Source organism: Sporosarcina sp. GTC18466 (assembly GCF_055389225.1).
Genome location: NZ_AP044037.1, coordinates 2,472,842 through 2,489,105, shown reverse-complemented (window position 1 = coordinate 2,489,105; position 16,264 = coordinate 2,472,842). Strand labels below are relative to the sequence as shown.

The window sequence follows — 16,264 nt, the reverse complement described above, 5'->3', positions numbered from 1 at the left end:
ATTGTGTAACGTAATCAACTACTGTTGTAATTAAGGTTAAGTCCTCGATCGATTAGTATCCGTCAGCTGCACGTGTCGCCACGCTTCCACCCCGGACCTATCCACCTCATCATCTTTGAGGGATCTTACTTACAGAAGTAAAGGGAAATCTCATCTCGAGGGGGGCTTCATGCTTAGATGCTTTCAGCATTTATCCCGTCCACACATAGCTACCCAGCGATGCCCTTGGCAGAACAACTGGTACACCAGCGGTGTGTCCATCCCGGTCCTCTCGTACTAAGGACAGCTCCTCTCAAATTTCCTGCGCCCGCGACGGATAGGGACCGAACTGTCTCACGACGTTCTGAACCCAGCTCGCGTACCGCTTTAATGGGCGAACAGCCCAACCCTTGGGACCGACTACAGCCCCAGGATGCGATGAGCCGACATCGAGGTGCCAAACCTCCCCGTCGATGTGGACTCTTGGGGGAGATAAGCCTGTTATCCCCGGGGTAGCTTTTATCCGTTGAGCGATGGCCCTTCCATGCGGAACCACCGGATCACTAAGCCCGTCTTTCGACCCTGCTCGACTTGTAGGTCTCGCAGTCAAGCTCCCTTATGCCTTTGCACTCTGCGAATGATGTCCAACCATTCTGAGGGAACCTTTGGGCGCCTCCGTTACTCTTTAGGAGGCGACCGCCCCAGTCAAACTGCCCGCCTGACACTGTCTCCTGCCCGGATCACGGGCAAGGGTTAGAAGTCCAATACAGCCAGGGTAGTATCCCACGGGTGCCTCCACCGAAGCTGGCGCTCCGGCATCTTAGGCTCCTACCTATCCTGTACAGGCTGCACCGGAATTCAATATCAGGCTGCAGTAAAGCTCCACGGGGTCTTTCCGTCCTGTCGCGGGTAATGCGCATCTTCACGCATATTATAATTTCACCGAGTCTCTCGTTGAGACAGTGCCCAGATCGTTACGCCTTTCGTGCGGGTCGGAACTTACCCGACAAGGAATTTCGCTACCTTAGGACCGTTATAGTTACGGCCGCCGTTTACTGGGGCTTCAATTCGGAGCTTCGCTTGCGCTGACCCCTCCTCTTAACCTTCCAGCACCGGGCAGGCGTCAGCCCCTATACGTCACCTTACGGTTTTGCAGAGACCTGTGTTTTTGCTAAACAGTCGCCTGGGCCTATTCACTGCGGCTCTCTCGGGCTATTCACCCTACCAGAGCACCCCTTCTCCCGAAGTTACGGGGTCATTTTGCCGAGTTCCTTAACGAGAGTTCTCTCGATCACCTTAGGATTCTCTCCTCGCCTACCTGTGTCGGTTTGCGGTACGGGCACCTCCCGCCTCGCTAGAGGCTTTTCTTGGCAGTGTGAAATCAGGGACTCCGGGGATAATTCCCCTTGCCATCACAGCCCAGCGCATCTGGAATGGGATTTGCCTCATTCCACGCCTCACTGCTTGGACGCGCATGACCAACAGCGCGCTCACCCTATCCTACTGCGTCCCCCCATTGCTGATAACGGCGGGGAGGTGGTACAGGAATATCAACCTGTTGTCCATCGTCTACGCCTATCGGCCTCGACTTAGGTCCCGACTAACCCTGAGCGGACGAGCCTTCCTCAGGAAACCTTAGGCATTCGGTGGAAGGGATTCTCACCCTTCTTTCGCTACTCATACCGGCATTCTCACTTCCAAGCGCTCCACCAGTCCTTCCGGTCTGGCTTCGACGCCCTTGGAACGCTCTCCTACCACTGACACCATCGGTGTCAATCCGCAGTTTCGGTGATCCGTTTAGCCCCGGTACATTTTCGGCGCAGCGCCACTCGACCAGTGAGCTATTACGCACTCTTTAAATGGTGGCTGCTTCTAAGCCAACATCCTGGTTGTCTGGGCAGCGCCACATCCTTTTCCACTCAACGGATACTTGGGGACCTTAACTGGCGGTCTGGGCTGTTTCCCTCTCGACCACGGATCTTATCACCCGCAGTCTGACTCCCAAACAGAAGTCATCCGGCATTCGGAGTTTGTCTGAATTCGGTAACCCGGGATGGGCCCCTCGTCCAAACAGTGCTCTACCTCCGGGACTCTTACGTTTGAGGCTAGCCCTAAAGCTATTTCGGAGAGAACCAGCTATCTCCAGGTTCGATTGGAATTTCACCGCTACCCACACCTCATCCCCGCACTTTTCAACGTACGTGGGTTCGGGCCTCCAGTAAGTGTTACCTTACCTTCACCCTGGACATGGGTAGATCACCTGGTTTCGGGTCTACGACCCCATACTCATGCGCCCTATTCAGACTCGCTTTCGCTGCGGCTCCGCCTTCTCGGCTTAACCTCGCATGGAATCGTAACTCGCCGGTTCATTCTACAAAAGGCACGCCATCACCCATTAACGGGCTCTGACAACTTGTAGGCACACGGTTTCAGGTTCTCTTTCACTCCCCTTCCGGGGTGCTTTTCACCTTTCCCTCACGGTACTGGTTCACTATCGGTCACTAGGGAGTATTTAGCCTTGGGAGATGGTCCTCCCGGATTCCGACGGAATTTCACGTGTTCCGCCGTACTCAGGATCCACTCTGGAGGGGCTGGACTTTCGGCTACGGGGCTTTTACCCGCTCTGGCGGACCTTTCCAGGTCGCTTCGCCTAACCCAGCCCTTTGTAACTCCGTATAGAGTGTCCTACAACCCCAGGAAGCAAGCTTCCTGGTTTGGGCTCTTCCCGTTTCGCTCGCCGCTACTAAGGGAATCGATGTTTCTTTCTCTTCCTCCGGGTACTTAGATGTTTCAGTTCTCCGGGTGTGCCTCGCTCACGCTATGTATTCACGTGCAGCGTACTGCCCCATTACGGGCAGTGGGTTCCCCCATTCGGAAATCTTCGGTTCAAAGCTTACTTACAGCTCCCCGAAGCATATCGGTGTTAGTTCCGTCCTTCATCGGCTCCTAGTGCCAAGGCATCCGCCGTGCGCCCTTTCTAACTTAACCTTTTCGGCATCCTGCTAGAGGTGCCATGGTTTGAGTGGTGTATTTAGCGATAAATACAACCAGCTCGTTACAAAGTATTGCATGTTCAATCACAAAAGTGATCGACTCGGTTGATTACTTGTTACTTTCAATGTCGTTCTATCCAGTTTTCAATGAACAAGTCTGAAGATATTATTGTCCAGCTCCAAACACCAGCTCACGCGTCCGCTTCGGTCTTTCGGACGAAATGCAAGCATTTCACCTCAAGCCCTCCAGCTGCCGGTTGAGCTAACCGGTGTTTTCCGCTTTTCGATAAACCTTCAAAACTGAACGCAAAACGTCAACTTACAGATCGAAGATCTGTATTCCGTAATTATCCTTAGAAAGGAGGTGATCCAGCCGCACCTTCCGATACGGCTACCTTGTTACGACTTCACCCCAATCATCTGTCCCACCTTCGGCGGCTGGCTCCCGTAAGGGTTACCCCACCGACTTCGGGTGTTACAAACTCTCGTGGTGTGACGGGCGGTGTGTACAAGACCCGGGAACGTATTCACCGTGGCATGCTGATCCACGATTACTAGCGATTCCGGCTTCATGCAGGCGAGTTGCAGCCTGCAATCCGAACTGGGAACGGTTTTATGGGATTGGCTCCCCCTCGCGGGTTCGCAGCCCTTTGTACCGTCCATTGTAGCACGTGTGTAGCCCAGGTCATAAGGGGCATGATGATTTGACGTCATCCCCACCTTCCTCCGGTTTGTCACCGGCAGTCACCTTAGAGTGCCCAACTGAATGCTGGCAACTAAGATCAAGGGTTGCGCTCGTTGCGGGACTTAACCCAACATCTCACGACACGAGCTGACGACAACCATGCACCACCTGTCACCGCTGTCCCCGAAGGGAAAGGCATGTCTCCATGCCGGTCAGCGGGATGTCAAGACCTGGTAAGGTTCTTCGCGTTGCTTCGAATTAAACCACATGCTCCACCGCTTGTGCGGGTCCCCGTCAATTCCTTTGAGTTTCAGCCTTGCGGCCGTACTCCCCAGGCGGAGTGCTTAATGCGTTAGCTGCAGCACTAAGGGGCGGAAACCCCCTAACACTTAGCACTCATCGTTTACGGCGTGGACTACCAGGGTATCTAATCCTGTTTGCTCCCCACGCTTTCGCGCCTCAGCGTCAGTTACAGACCAGAAAGCCGCCTTCGCCACTGGTGTTCCTCCACATCTCTACGCATTTCACCGCTACACGTGGAATTCCGCTTTCCTCTTCTGCACTCAAGTCCCCCAGTTTCCAATGACCGTTCGCGGTTGAGCCGCGAGATTTCACATCAGACTTAAAGGACCGCCTGCGCGCGCTTTACGCCCAATAATTCCGGACAACGCTTGCCACCTACGTATTACCGCGGCTGCTGGCACGTAGTTAGCCGTGGCTTTCTGACGAGGTACCGTCAAGGTACGGGCAGTGACTCCCGTACGTGTTCTTCCCTCGCAACAGAACTTTACGACCCGAGAGCCTTCTTCGTTCACGCGGCGTTGCTCCATCAGACTTTCGTCCATTGTGGAAGATTCCCTACTGCTGCCTCCCGTAGGAGTCTGGGCCGTGTCTCAGTCCCAGTGTGGCCGATCACCCTCTCAGGTCGGCTACGCATCGTCGCCTTGGTAGGCCGTTACCCCACCAACTAGCTAATGCGCCGCGGGCCCATCCTGCAGTGACAGCCGAAACCGTCTTTCAGAGTTCCTCCATGCGGAGGAACTGATTATTCGGTATTAGCCCCGGTTTCCCGGAGTTATCCCCATCTGCAGGGCAGGTTGCCCACGTGTTACTCACCCGTCCGCCGCTAAATCAAGGGAGCAAGCTCCCTGTCATTCGCTCGACTTGCATGTATTAGGCACGCCGCCAGCGTTCGTCCTGAGCCAGGATCAAACTCTCCATAAATCTGGCGAGCGATACGCAGCGCATTGCGTTGTCGGCCGCGCTCGCTCAGTCGGTCACGTACTGATGTACGCTCCCTCCTTCGCTCGCTTGCCTCCTAGCACTGCACCACGTCTCGCACACCAGTCTGGCGGACCGATACACAGCGCATTGCGTTGTCGACTTCATTCGTTCAGTCGGTCACGTGCCAAAGCACGCTCCCTCCTTGACTCAATCGTCTCCTAGCACTGCACTACGTCTCGGCCGCCAGATGCCTCTCTTGTATAAGAAAGGTTGAAGAAATTCGAGTAGCTCGATTTCTTTGCTGGCATCTTAATGATGTCCATTGTTGTTCGTCCGCCGACGGAGTCGGCTTCTGAACTTTATGTTGACGTTTTGCTGTTCAGTTTTCAAGGTTCATGTTGAAGTTGCCTTTGCAGCAACTTTTCTAATATAACGCTTTGCAATCAGTTTGTCAAGCGTATATTTATAAAAAGTTTGGAGCGGGTGAAGGGAATCGAACCCTCATCACCAGCTTGGAAGGCTGGGGTTTTACCACTAAACTACACCCGCGTGATAAAAATGGCGCGCCCGGCAGAAGTCGAATCCACAACCTTCTGATCCGTAGTCAGACGCTCTATCCAATTGAGCTACGGGCGCGCGGTGTTATTAAAATAAAATTTGGTGCGGTAGAGAGGACTTGAACCTCCACGGGGTTAACCCCCACTAGGCCCTCAACCTAGCGCGTCTGCCATTCCGCCACTACCGCATTATTCTTTTCAAGAACAAGTTTTATTATACAACTTTCTATCCAAAAGTCAATAACTTTTTTCAAGAGAAGAAATGGTGAGCCATGCAGGATTCGAACCTGCGACCCTCTGATTAAAAGTCAGATGCTCTACCAACTGAGCTAATGGCTCGTGCATATGTTTTCCTTGTTTCCTCATCCAGGATCGTAACCAACCGGAGTTGTTGGCAATATCTTGTGTCCCAAATACCTTCAGCCTGTTAAGACTAGGGTTTTGTGCCCCAAATACCTTCAAGCTTTTCTGCAAGCGAGGCTTTGTGCTCCAAATACCTTCATCTTTTCTACAAGCGAGGCTTTGTGCTCCAAATACCTTGCGGTATTTCTCGCAAATCGTTCTAAACGCAACGCGTTTATAACGATTGGCTGGGGTAGCTGGATTCGAACCAACGAATGACGGAGTCAAAGTCCGTTGCCTTACCGCTTGGCTATACCCCAGTAGGATGTATCGCTTTGCATTTTAGCGCAACGAGTGTTAATTATAAAGCGTGTCAAACGCTTTGTCAAGGAAAAAGTGACCCCTACGGGATTCGAACCCGTGTTACCGCCGTGAAAGGGCGGTGTCTTAACCGCTTGACCAAGGGGCCGTGTTTCGTATTTCATTCATCTGTCCGGGTTGCTTTTCAGCAATTCCCCAACCGACTTTTCCTATTATAGAGACTCCTGTTTGATCCGTCAACACTTTTCCTCAACTTTTTTAAAAGAACTTCACGAAAGCAAGAAAGACCGCCATTACAGCGGTCTTTCCCCTTGCAAGCTATGCACGTACTCAATCAGACCCGCGCATTTGCCGCATCTATATTTCCGTACGTCCATCCTTCTTCTTCTGCTATACTCTGCGCCGCAGTCCTTGCATCTATATAGATGGATCGTCTTCGGGCGCCTTCTCGTTTCCTGAAGCGGTTTGCAGTATCTCGGTGAACCGGTTTGCTGTAATAACTGCCTGAAATCATGGTCTCCGTGCTTATAGCCTTTCCCTTCCTGGTGCAGATGGTAATGGCAGAGTTCGTGCTTAATGATTCCGGCCAGTTCTTCATTGCCGTATTTCTCGATCACTAGCGGATTAATTTCGATGGAGCCGTCTGAAAGCTTATAGCGGCCCCCGGTTGTCCGCAGTCTTCCGTTAAAAGCCGCTTGGTGCCGGAATGGTTTTCCGAAGACGTTCTGCGAAATGGCCTCTACGAGCATCTGCAATTCTTGTTGCGACATGAGGATACTCATTTCCCCGGCGGCAGCATTGTCAGTGAAATGCGTCCTTTCGCCTTGTCGACTCCTTCTACCCAGACAGTGACGATATCGCCTGATGCGACAACGTCGAGCGGATGTTTGACATATCCTTTCTTCAACTTGGAGATATGGACAAGCCCGTCTTCATGTACGCCGATATCAACGAACGCGCCAAAGTCGACGACATTCCGCACTGTTCCCTGCATTTCCATTCCTTCATGCAGATCATCCATATCAAGGACATCCGCTTTCAATAGCGGCTGCGGATAATCATCTCGAGGGTCGCGGTTCGGCCGCTGAAGTGTTTGGATGATATCACGGAGGGTCACTTCCCCTGCATTCAGCTTGCTTGCCAGGCTTTTGCAGTCAAGAGAGTCAAGCGCCTCCACTGCTTCCGGTTTGCCGAGCATCTTTTTGTCAATACCTGCTTCCTCCAGGACCTGTTCAGCAATCTCATAGCTCTCCGGATGGATGCCTGTTGCGTCGAACCTGTTTTTCGCATCCGGTATCCGGAGAAAGCCGATTGCCTGCTCATATGTTTTTGCTCCGAGACGCGGCACTTTCTTGAGCTGCGCACGCCCTGTGAAACGCCCCTCTTCTTCCCTGCGCTTCACGATATTTTCCGCCACCGTCTTAGACAACCCGGCGACATATTGCAATAAGGACGTCGACGCCGTATTGACATTGACGCCGACCCGGTTGACGGACGTTTCGACGACGAACGCCAATGACTCCGACAGTTTCTTCCGCGCCACATCATGCTGGTACTGGCCGACGCCGATTGATTCGGGATCGATTTTCACGAGTTCGGATAGCGGATCTTGCAGCCGGCGCGCGATGGAAACGGCACTCCGCTGTTCCACTTGCAGATCGGGAAACTCGCTCCTCGCCTGTTCGGAGGCGGAATAGACACTCGCCCCCGCCTCATTGACGATGACGTAAGGCACTGTGCCAGGCATCTCCTTAATGCAGTCCGCGATAAATTTTTCCGTCTCCCTTGATGCCGTTCCGTTGCCGATCGCAATCAGAGTTACCTGATATTTTGAGACGAGATCAAAAACGATCCGTTTCGATTCTTCTTTTTTCGGTTTTGGAGGATGCGGATACATGACAGAGATATCGAGCACCTTGCCCGTCTCATCAATGACCGCAAGCTTGCAGCCGGTTCGAAACGCAGGGTCGACTCCCAGGACGACATGGCCTTTCAGCGGCGGCTGCAGCAAAAGGCTTTTCAGGTTTTCCGAGAAGACATGGATCGCCTGCGCTTCTGCTTTCTCGGTCAGTTCCGTGCGGATTTCCCGTTCGACCGAAGGCGCGATCAATCGTTTGAACGAGTCCTCCGCAGCTTCCTTCACTTGAGCTGCTGCCGGAGAATGCGTCTTCTTAATATAGGCGCGTTCCATTTCACCGATGATGCGCTCCGCCGGAAACTCGACGCCTACACGAAGCACTTCCTCTTTCTCTCCGCGGTTCATGGCAAGTACACGGTGAGGCACAGTCTTTTTCAGCGGTTCTGCATAGTCATAGTACATGCTGTAAACCGCTTTTTCGTCTTCAGCCCCTTTTCGGATAACCGATTTCATCAATCCGTCCTGGCGCGTCAATTTGCGCACCTTATCCCGAAGCGATGCGTCATCCGCCATACGTTCGGCGATAATATCCCGTGCCCCTGCCAGTGCGTCCTCGATATTCTCCACATTTTTCTCCGGATTAATGAAAGGCTTTGCGAGTTCTTCCACTGGAGTCCCTGAAAAAGCAAGAAGGCGTTCTGCCAGCGGCTCAAGCCCGTTCTCGATCGCGACAGCGGCCCGCGTTCGCCGTTTCTGCTTGTACGGACGGTATAGATCCTCTACTCGCTGCAGCACAGCCGCCCCTTCGATTTCCTTCTTCAATTCCGCCGTTAGCTTGCCTTGTTCTTCAATCAGGCGCAGGACTTCTTCTTTCCGTTGCGTGAGGTTCTTTTCGTATTGGTATGCGTCTTCGATTGCCTTGATCTGCACTTCATCCAAGGAACCGGTCGCCTCTTTCCGATATCTCGCGATGAAAGGCACGGTGTTCCCGCCTTCCAGCAGTTCGATGACGTTCGCAGTTTGCCGCTCATTGATATTGGCGCGTTTCGCCGTCGCCTCGATGATTGTTGCCATATAACCTACCACCCTTTCTGCCATGCCTTTAGTGTACCAAATTGATTCGTCAAAGGACGCAAAAAAACCTGCTTCCTGTAGAAGCAGGCTAGTTGTCCATATGGAATCAGCAATCCGACCTGAGAAGACTGCCTGCGATAAATGTGGCATCATCCCCGCTCAGTGCTGTCTTTTCCACTTTTTTATACAGTTCGTAGGCATTGACGCTTTCCTGCATGGTCATCTTGGGACTTTTCATGGTGATCCCGTCGGAATGGAGAAAGAACAGATCCCCGTTTTGAAATTCATACTCCTGCGTTTTCAACGTTTGAGGACGTCCAGACAAATAGCCCATCACCGGAAGTGGATACAGCATTTTCTGGCCGTTATGCAAAATGTACAATCGGACATTGCCTACGCAACTATATTCGATCGTACACTTCATATAATCGACTTTCACAATCGCTACGGCCGCCCCCCGCTTTTGCACCATATGCTCGTTGCAGCGGTTCAGCAGCTCATCCAGCGACTCGTGATGATGTTCTGCAAGCACCCGGGGAATTACCTCGGCCGACTGGCGGGCAACAACGCCGTTGCCGAGCCCGTCCGCAATGGCACAGATGAAGTAGTCTTCTTCCGAATGGATGAAGTACACATCGCCTGATTCATTATTTCCATGCTTCGCCGAATTATAAATGTATGCTTCTACAAATTGGTTCTTAAACGTCTCCACTACGTAGCACCACCAGCTGACAATATTGCTTCTTGCAGTTTCTTGATCGCTTTCCGCTGCAGGCGGGATACATGCATTTGCGAAATGCCCAGTAGTTCACCCGCTTCTTTTTGACTGAGCTGTTCGATGTATGTATATTGGATAATCCGCTTTTCCCGCTCCGACAGGACGTTGAGTGCATTCGCCACAACCAAACGGTGATCCGTCTTCTCGAATCCATCGTCCTGCTCTCCAATAATATCGAACAATGTCACAGTGCCGCCTTCCGAATCAGCTTCGAGTGTATGGTCCATCGAAAGGGCCTGATAACTCCTGCCCATCTCCATCGCTTCCAGCACCAGCTCTTCATCGGTCTCAAGGTAATCCGCAATTTCGCTGACAAGCGGCGACCGTTGCAATTCGGTCGTCAGCACTTCGGCCGCAGCCTTGATCTTCGGACCCAGCTCTTTGATGCGCCGCGGCACATGCACTGCCCACGTCTTATCTCTAAGGAAGCGTTTGATCTCCCCGACGATTGTCGGAACCGCAAACGCTTCGAAGCTGCGCCCTAGATCCGGGTCGTATCTGCGAATGGCTCCGAGAAGACCCAGCATGCCCACTTGAACGATGTCTTCATGGTACGGCTTGCCGTTGGAATATTTACGGGCGATCGAGTGGACGAGACGTTCATAGTGCAATACCAGATTCGTCTGCGCCTCCTCATCTCCGCTGTCCTGGAAATCCCTGATCCACTGGAGCACTTTCTCTTTTGTATCCGGCTTATGAGTTGGCTGTTCGTTTGACATTGTCTTCGCCCCGCTCTCCGCCGAGATATTTGGTCATAAAGACCGTCACGCCCTCCTCATGGTGTAATTTAACTTCATCCATGAGCGTTTCCATCAGGTATAGGCCTAGTCCGCCTTCGCGGAGGAATTCGACTTCAGCTGTCTCGTCGTATGGTCCGATATGCTTCTTCGTCTCTTCGAAGTCGAAGCTCGTTCCGTGGTCTGCAATCATGATCTCAAAACGATCTTCATACAGCGCACAGCCGACGACAACCTCCCCTTCCTCTTCTTCCTGATACGCGTGCTGGACTGCGTTTGTGATCGCTTCACTCGAAGCAATCTTCAAATCTTCGATATCGTCATATGTAAATCCTTGACGGCTTGCAATTCCTGAGATCATCAACCGAGCGACACCGACATACTGCGCCTTGGCGGGAATTTTGATCTCTACATAATCATACTGTTGCATCATTGTCCCCACTTTCTTTCTTCTCGATGTCGATAATCTCACTCAAGCCCGTGATTTCAAACAGCCTGCTTAGACGGCGGTTCAGTCCGGTAATCTTGACATGCCCTCCGTTCGCTTTGACAGCCTTATAGAAACCGACAAAGACGCCGAGTCCCGTACTGTCCATATAGTCCACCTGCGAAAGGTCGAGTTCTGCGTGCAGATCCTGCACACCCTCGACTTCCGAAAGTTTTTCGCGGAGGACCGGTGCTGTAAAGGCATCGATTTCACCGATGATCTTAAAATATTGAATGCTATCCTGTTTCGACAATTGAACTTGTAAATTCACTTTTTTCACACCCCGAATCATAATTTCTACAACATCGTGTACTAACTGTTTAAGTACCCAATCTCGGTTAGGGCGAAACCTTTTCAGACGGTTTTTTTGAAAATGACGATTGTGAAATCATCGCTCAACTTGTATTCCTGCATGCCTGCAAGCTCATTATATACATGCTCCGCGATCTTTTGGGAGGATAAATCCTTCGCCTCGGCAAGCAGGCCTTGGATCGTGTCCATCTCAACAAACCCATCGTCGTTCCTCGACTCCGTGACGCCATCTGTCATCATGGCGACAAAATCCCCTTCTTCCAGAAGGACGGAATGCTCCTGATACCAAGTATCGACCTGGATGCCGAGCAGCAGGCCTTTCGCATCCAGCTCTGTGAAAGCACCTGTCCGGGCGCTGTAATGAAGAGCAGGCTCATGACCCGCAGACGCATAGGAGAAAAGAGAGGAACGCGCGTCGTATTTTCCATAGAACATGGAGATGAACATGGAATCACTCACGCTCTTCTCCACGATCCGGTTCAGGACATCCAGCACCGCAGCAGGGTGCGTATCCCCTTTCTGCAGTCCGTCCATCCCGAATTTGATCATGGACATGCAAAGAGCCGCCGGAATGCCTTTCCCCATGACGTCAGCGACAGCGACACTCGCTTCTTCCGGGCTTTCATTCAGGAAATAGATATAATCGCCATTCATCTGATGGGCCGGCTCTGTAATCCAGCCGATCTCCAGGCCGTTCACTTCAGGCACCTTCGTCTTCAGCAAGGTGGCCTGCACTTTCGTCGCAACGTCCATTTCCATCTGCAAGGTTTCCTGTTTACGGATAAGGCTCTGATGCTCACGGAGGGTGAATCCGTAATGGATCATCATCTCAATCAGAAAGTCGAACGCATCCCAAACTTCGTCGCGCAAGCCAGGAGCGATCTCATACAAAGAACTTTTATGGATGCTGATGACATCTTCCGGCGCAATTTCTCTCTCGATGAATTTCCTGCTGAATTGCTGTCCGACGTACAAATCTTCTTCACTCTTGCTCTCAAGATACTTCCTCAAAATTTCCTTATACTGCTCTCCGACTTCCCGCGGCATCGTTTATCCTCCTTCTACATCAGTGAAGCCATTTTGTCGCAGTGATCGTCGTTCCGACACCCGGTTCGGAAACAACTTTGAACTCGTCCATCAGCCTTTTGACGCCTGGCATCCCGGCTCCCAGACCACCCGATGTGGAAAACCCGTCTTCCATCACTTTCCGGAGATCCTGAATGCCCGGCCCTTCGTCAGATGCGATGATCTTTATGCCAAACAAGCCGTTTTCACTGATTCTCTCAATTTCGATTTTCCCTTTTCCGGCATACAAATAGATGTTCCTCGCCAACTCACTGATCGCTGTCGTGATTCGCGCCTGGTCCACGGTGCCGAAACCGGTCTGCTTTGCCTCGTTACGGCCCATTTGCCGTGCAGCAACAATATCCCATTCCGTGTATATCTCTACAGAAGACCGATAACTCATGGTCAGGCCTCCAATTCTTTGTAAAGTTTATCCAAGCCGTTTTCGAGATCAAGTGCCGTCATGACATTTTCCATCCGTATTCCAAGTTCGATCAATGTGATGGCGACTGCTGGCTGAATACCGGTAATCACTACTTTCGCACCCATCAGGCCTGTCATATTAATGACATCTCCAAGCACCTTCGCAATAAACGAATCGATGAAGTCGATAGGTGTCAGATCGATCACCACACCAAGAGCTGATGTTTCGTGCATCTTCGTAAGAAGGTCTTCTTGAAATTGAATAGCCGTCTGGTCATCGAGTTCCCATTGGATGGAAACAATGAGGACTTCGTTCAGCTTTAAAATCGGGATCCGCGTTTTCATTTCTTCGCCACCTCCACGATAGTCTTGTTTGTAAGCTCAAGTGCTGCCTGCATACCACGCTGCAATGTGCTCTTCGTTGTGAAATCGGTCAGGTTGATGCCAAGCGCGACAATCGTTTGGGCGATTTCAGGACGGATGCCGACTAACATGCATTTCGCTCCGACAAGGCGTACTGCATCAGCCGCCTGTATGATATGGTGTGCGACCATCGTATCGACGACAGGAACACCGGTGATATCAAGCAGGACGACCTCCGCCCGTTGGCTGACAACGCCTTCCAGCAGATTTTCCATGATCAGTTTTGCCCGTTCGGTGTCAATGGTCCCGACTAGCGGCATGACTGAAATTTTCTCGAACACCGGAATCAGGGACGCAGACAGTTCCTGCAAGGCGATCTTCTGCAGGCTGACCGTCCGTTCCCATTCATTGGCGTACGCTTCAATGATGCTCTCACGCAGCGGATTGATCCATCTTGTGAAAACGGGAACAAATTTGCGCATGTTGCTGTCGTTGATGATCTCTTTCTCCAGGAGCAGATCGAATACGACATCTGAAAAATTATCAATTGCCTTGTTGACGAATTTGATGGACCAGCCGAACCGTACAATCTTTTCCGTGAACTCATTGATCTTGTCGTTGTCGATCATGTCAGGATCCGTTGTGAGTTCCTCTACGATATTCGATGTCATGAGCTCTGCGAATTCGCGGCTCGTTTTGCTGACAAGATGCTCGGGCATGAAATGGAAGAATCGCTCTCCCTTTTCTTCCTTCATGCGGGTCGTCCACCGTTCTATGATCTCGTCCATATGTTCATTAATGCCTTCTACCATGAGTTTGTTCATGATGCTTCAAGTACCCTCCCCTAATAACTGAAAATATCATCGGTCGATGAGATAAAACATCCTACCTCCTATTGTAACGAAAAATGGCGGATGAAACATCTTTTTCGCAAATTATATATTGACAGCCCTCTGCTGACACACTAAATAAAACGGCATTACGGAAGAGAATGCCTCCGTAATGCCGTTTCGATATGTATACTAGAATTTGATCAACCCGAAGCTGACTTCAAGTGCTTCATCCACTTTTTCCATTAAAAGCTCATCCAAGTGGGTGATTTTGTCTGTGAGCCTTGACTTGTCGATTGTGCGGACCTGTTCGAGCAGGATGACCGAATCCCGCTCAAACCCGTATCTATCCGCATCGATTTCAACATGTGTCGGCAATTTTGCTTTTTGGATCTGCGCAGTGATCGCCGCAACGATCACCGTCGGACTGAACCGGTTGCCGATGTCATTCTGAATGACAAGAACCGGCCTTGTCCCGCCTTGTTCGGATCCGACAACAGGCGACAAGTCTGCAAAAAAGACGTCTCCACGTTTTATCGCCAAAATTTCATCCTCCGCTTACGAGACGTTCCATCACGTGCTGGGCCTCTAGCTCCGCATGCAAGCATTCCTTTGCGATTTTCAAGTTGATATGCGACATTTCGACATATCCCTTCATCATCACTTCCCGGATCAGTTCCGCGTCGTGATCGGTGACATATCGTTTTGTCGAAACGTAGACGAATTCTTCATGCTCCGCCCCTAGATGGACGTTCGTATGTTCATTTTCATGTAACGGCACGCCGACTTCTTTGATGATTTTGTTCTCACGCAATGCTAGCACCTCCGACAGACCCCGTTCCTTCGATCGATTCTACTCTACTTCATCTTACCATCGAAGTTCGACAATGAGAAGACATAAAAGGTAATTACCCGACAAGAATCTTCGACATCGGAAAGGAGTTTGTCGAAAATGGTTCGTTTATGGAATCAAATCAAATCATGCATTACAGCTCGTCATCATAACAGGCTTCAGCGGCACCAGTAACAGTAATACCCTAACTATACCCAATCAACGTGAATATATGCGCGGAAGCCGCGGTGAAAAGGAGACGGCAATTTCATAGGGGATCGTGCCGAGACGCTCCGCCCACTCTTCCATCTTGACCTCCTCGCCGCCTTGCGTGCCGATCAGGACGACCGGTTCACCCGCCGCATACTCCCGGTCAAGGCGGACCATGCATTGGTCCATGCAGATCGTTCCGACAATCGGCATCCTTCTGCCTCGGATCAAGACCTCCTGGCCGCGCAACCCGCGCCTCAGGCCGTCTGCGTAGCCGACCGGCAGCGTGCCGATCCACTCGTCCGTCTCCGTCACGTATGTTCCGCCATAACTCACGGGACTTCCGGCAGGCAACTTTTTTACATATGCGAGCTCCGTCTCCACCGTCATGGCTCGTTTCAGGCCGAACGGCAAGTTCCCGCCCGCGTGCGCGGAGGGAGGGATGCCGTATAAGCTGATGCCATACCGGACAGCATCCAGCGCATAGTCAGGATACAGCATGGCAGCGGCACTGCCTGCTGCATGGAGGAGAGGCGGCTTCTCGGGCAGCTTGCGCACAAGCCGCATGAACAGTTCATACTGCTCCGCAGTGTGCGACCGCTCCTCCTCATCGGCCCGGGCGAAATGGGTGAACATGCCGCAAAGGGACAGCTTCCTTTCGTTTGCGATCACCTGATAGATCGCAAGAAGCTCCTCCTCGCTGCGGACACCGATCCGGCCCATGCCCGTGTCGACTTTAATATGTACATGCAGATCAGGTGAATCTTCTCGCATCCTGGCAGACGCCTGCTCCAGCCAGTCCGCTTCAAAGACGGTAACCGTGATCTGCTCTTCTGCTGCCCGCGCGGCGAATGAAACAGGAGAAGACCCTAGCACTAGGATCTCTCCCTCTAACCCTTCTTCCCTCAGCCGGATCGCTTCATCCGGCGTCGCAACCGCACACATGGCGGCTCCGCCGTCAAATGCCGCCTGCGCAGTTTGAAGTGCGCCATGCCCATAACCATCGGCTTTCACGACGGCGATGACACCAGTGCCCTCCGGTAAAAAGTCTTTTAGTTCCTTTACATTCCCTGTGATTGCTGATAAATTGACAGTCGCCTTCGTCGGGCGGTAGTTTACGTCGCCGGCCATGAAATCCCTCCGTCCTCGCGTATACCACCATTATGTTCCTACCGCCCGCCCCCGGTCAACTTG

General features: G+C 51.9%; 13 protein-coding genes, 6 tRNA genes and 2 rRNA genes. All 21 read right to left on the bottom strand.

What is annotated here, in order from left to right:
• Positions 1 to 32 precede the first annotated feature (32 nt).
• Positions 33 to 2,967 (bottom strand): 23S ribosomal RNA (locus ACZ5FK_RS12290).
• A 362-nt stretch (positions 2,968 to 3,329) separates the two neighbouring features.
• Positions 3,330 to 4,881: ribosomal RNA gene (locus ACZ5FK_RS12285) — 16S ribosomal RNA — on the bottom strand.
• The 16S and 23S rRNA genes sit together here with 6 tRNA genes alongside, the layout of an rRNA operon.
• A gap of 475 nt (positions 4,882 to 5,356) precedes the next feature.
• Positions 5,357 to 5,430: transfer RNA gene (locus tag ACZ5FK_RS12280), tRNA-Gly, on the bottom strand.
• Positions 5,431 to 5,440: 10 nt separating this feature from the next.
• Positions 5,441 to 5,517, bottom strand: a tRNA-Arg gene (locus ACZ5FK_RS12275).
• A 22-nt stretch (positions 5,518 to 5,539) separates the two neighbouring features.
• A tRNA-Leu gene (locus ACZ5FK_RS12270) sits at positions 5,540 to 5,626 on the bottom strand.
• A gap of 75 nt (positions 5,627 to 5,701) precedes the next feature.
• Positions 5,702 to 5,777, bottom strand: a tRNA-Lys gene (locus ACZ5FK_RS12265).
• A gap of 248 nt (positions 5,778 to 6,025) precedes the next feature.
• Positions 6,026 to 6,100: transfer RNA gene (locus tag ACZ5FK_RS12260), tRNA-Gln, on the bottom strand.
• Between the two features lie 77 nt (positions 6,101 to 6,177).
• Positions 6,178 to 6,249: transfer RNA gene (locus ACZ5FK_RS12255), tRNA-Glu, on the bottom strand.
• 145 nt (positions 6,250 to 6,394) lie between these two features.
• On the bottom strand, positions 6,395 to 6,871 hold the full coding sequence (locus ACZ5FK_RS12250; RefSeq protein ID WP_464805180.1) for a SprT family protein: 477 nt from the start codon (positions 6,869 to 6,871) through the stop codon (positions 6,395 to 6,397).
• An 8-nt stretch (positions 6,872 to 6,879) separates the two neighbouring features.
• Positions 6,880 to 9,033, bottom strand: coding sequence for a Tex family protein (locus ACZ5FK_RS12245; protein WP_464805179.1), 2,154 nt, complete (start codon positions 9,031 to 9,033; stop codon positions 6,880 to 6,882).
• Between the two features lie 106 nt (positions 9,034 to 9,139).
• Positions 9,140 to 9,745, bottom strand: coding sequence for a PP2C family serine/threonine-protein phosphatase (locus ACZ5FK_RS12240; protein ID WP_464805178.1), 606 nt, complete (start codon positions 9,743 to 9,745; stop codon positions 9,140 to 9,142).
• Positions 9,745 to 10,530, bottom strand: a complete 786-nt coding sequence (sigB, locus tag ACZ5FK_RS12235; protein WP_464805177.1) for an RNA polymerase sigma factor SigB — start codon at positions 10,528 to 10,530, stop codon at positions 9,745 to 9,747. The genes ACZ5FK_RS12240 and sigB overlap by 1 nt, the downstream gene beginning before the upstream one ends.
• Positions 10,505 to 10,978, bottom strand: coding sequence for an anti-sigma B factor RsbW (gene rsbW / locus ACZ5FK_RS12230; protein ID WP_464805176.1), 474 nt, complete (start codon positions 10,976 to 10,978; stop codon positions 10,505 to 10,507). Before rsbW ends, sigB begins: the two co-directional genes overlap by 26 nt.
• Positions 10,965 to 11,306 carry an anti-sigma factor antagonist gene (locus ACZ5FK_RS12225; RefSeq protein ID WP_464805175.1) on the bottom strand — a complete coding sequence of 114 codons (342 nt, stop codon included), beginning with the start codon at positions 11,304 to 11,306 and terminating at the stop codon, positions 10,965 to 10,967. The genes rsbW and ACZ5FK_RS12225 overlap by 14 nt, the downstream gene beginning before the upstream one ends.
• A gap of 83 nt (positions 11,307 to 11,389) precedes the next feature.
• Positions 11,390 to 12,394, bottom strand: coding sequence for a SpoIIE family protein phosphatase (locus tag ACZ5FK_RS12220; RefSeq protein WP_464805174.1), 1,005 nt, complete (start codon positions 12,392 to 12,394; stop codon positions 11,390 to 11,392).
• Between the two features lie 19 nt (positions 12,395 to 12,413).
• A complete protein-coding gene (locus ACZ5FK_RS12215) occupies positions 12,414 to 12,815 on the bottom strand; it encodes an anti-sigma regulatory factor (RefSeq protein ID WP_464805173.1) in 402 nt (133 codons plus the stop codon).
• 2 nt (positions 12,816 to 12,817) lie between these two features.
• Positions 12,818 to 13,180, bottom strand: a complete 363-nt coding sequence (locus ACZ5FK_RS12210) for an STAS domain-containing protein (RefSeq protein WP_207958894.1) — start codon at positions 13,178 to 13,180, stop codon at positions 12,818 to 12,820.
• Positions 13,177 to 14,022: an RsbT co-antagonist protein RsbRA gene (locus ACZ5FK_RS12205; protein ID WP_464805172.1), complete on the bottom strand. Its 846-nt coding sequence runs from the start codon at positions 14,020 to 14,022 to the stop codon at positions 13,177 to 13,179. The genes ACZ5FK_RS12210 and ACZ5FK_RS12205 overlap by 4 nt, the downstream gene beginning before the upstream one ends.
• Before the next feature lie 198 nt (positions 14,023 to 14,220).
• Positions 14,221 to 14,571, bottom strand: a complete 351-nt coding sequence (locus tag ACZ5FK_RS12200) for a type II toxin-antitoxin system PemK/MazF family toxin (protein ID WP_464805171.1) — start codon at positions 14,569 to 14,571, stop codon at positions 14,221 to 14,223.
• A 4-nt stretch (positions 14,572 to 14,575) separates the two neighbouring features.
• On the bottom strand, positions 14,576 to 14,851 hold the full coding sequence (locus ACZ5FK_RS12195) for a transcriptional regulator (protein WP_464805170.1): 276 nt from the start codon (positions 14,849 to 14,851) through the stop codon (positions 14,576 to 14,578).
• A gap of 228 nt (positions 14,852 to 15,079) precedes the next feature.
• Positions 15,080 to 16,201, bottom strand: a complete 1,122-nt coding sequence (gene alr / locus ACZ5FK_RS12190; RefSeq protein WP_464805169.1) for an alanine racemase — start codon at positions 16,199 to 16,201, stop codon at positions 15,080 to 15,082.
• Between the last annotated feature and the right edge of the window lie 63 nt (positions 16,202 to 16,264).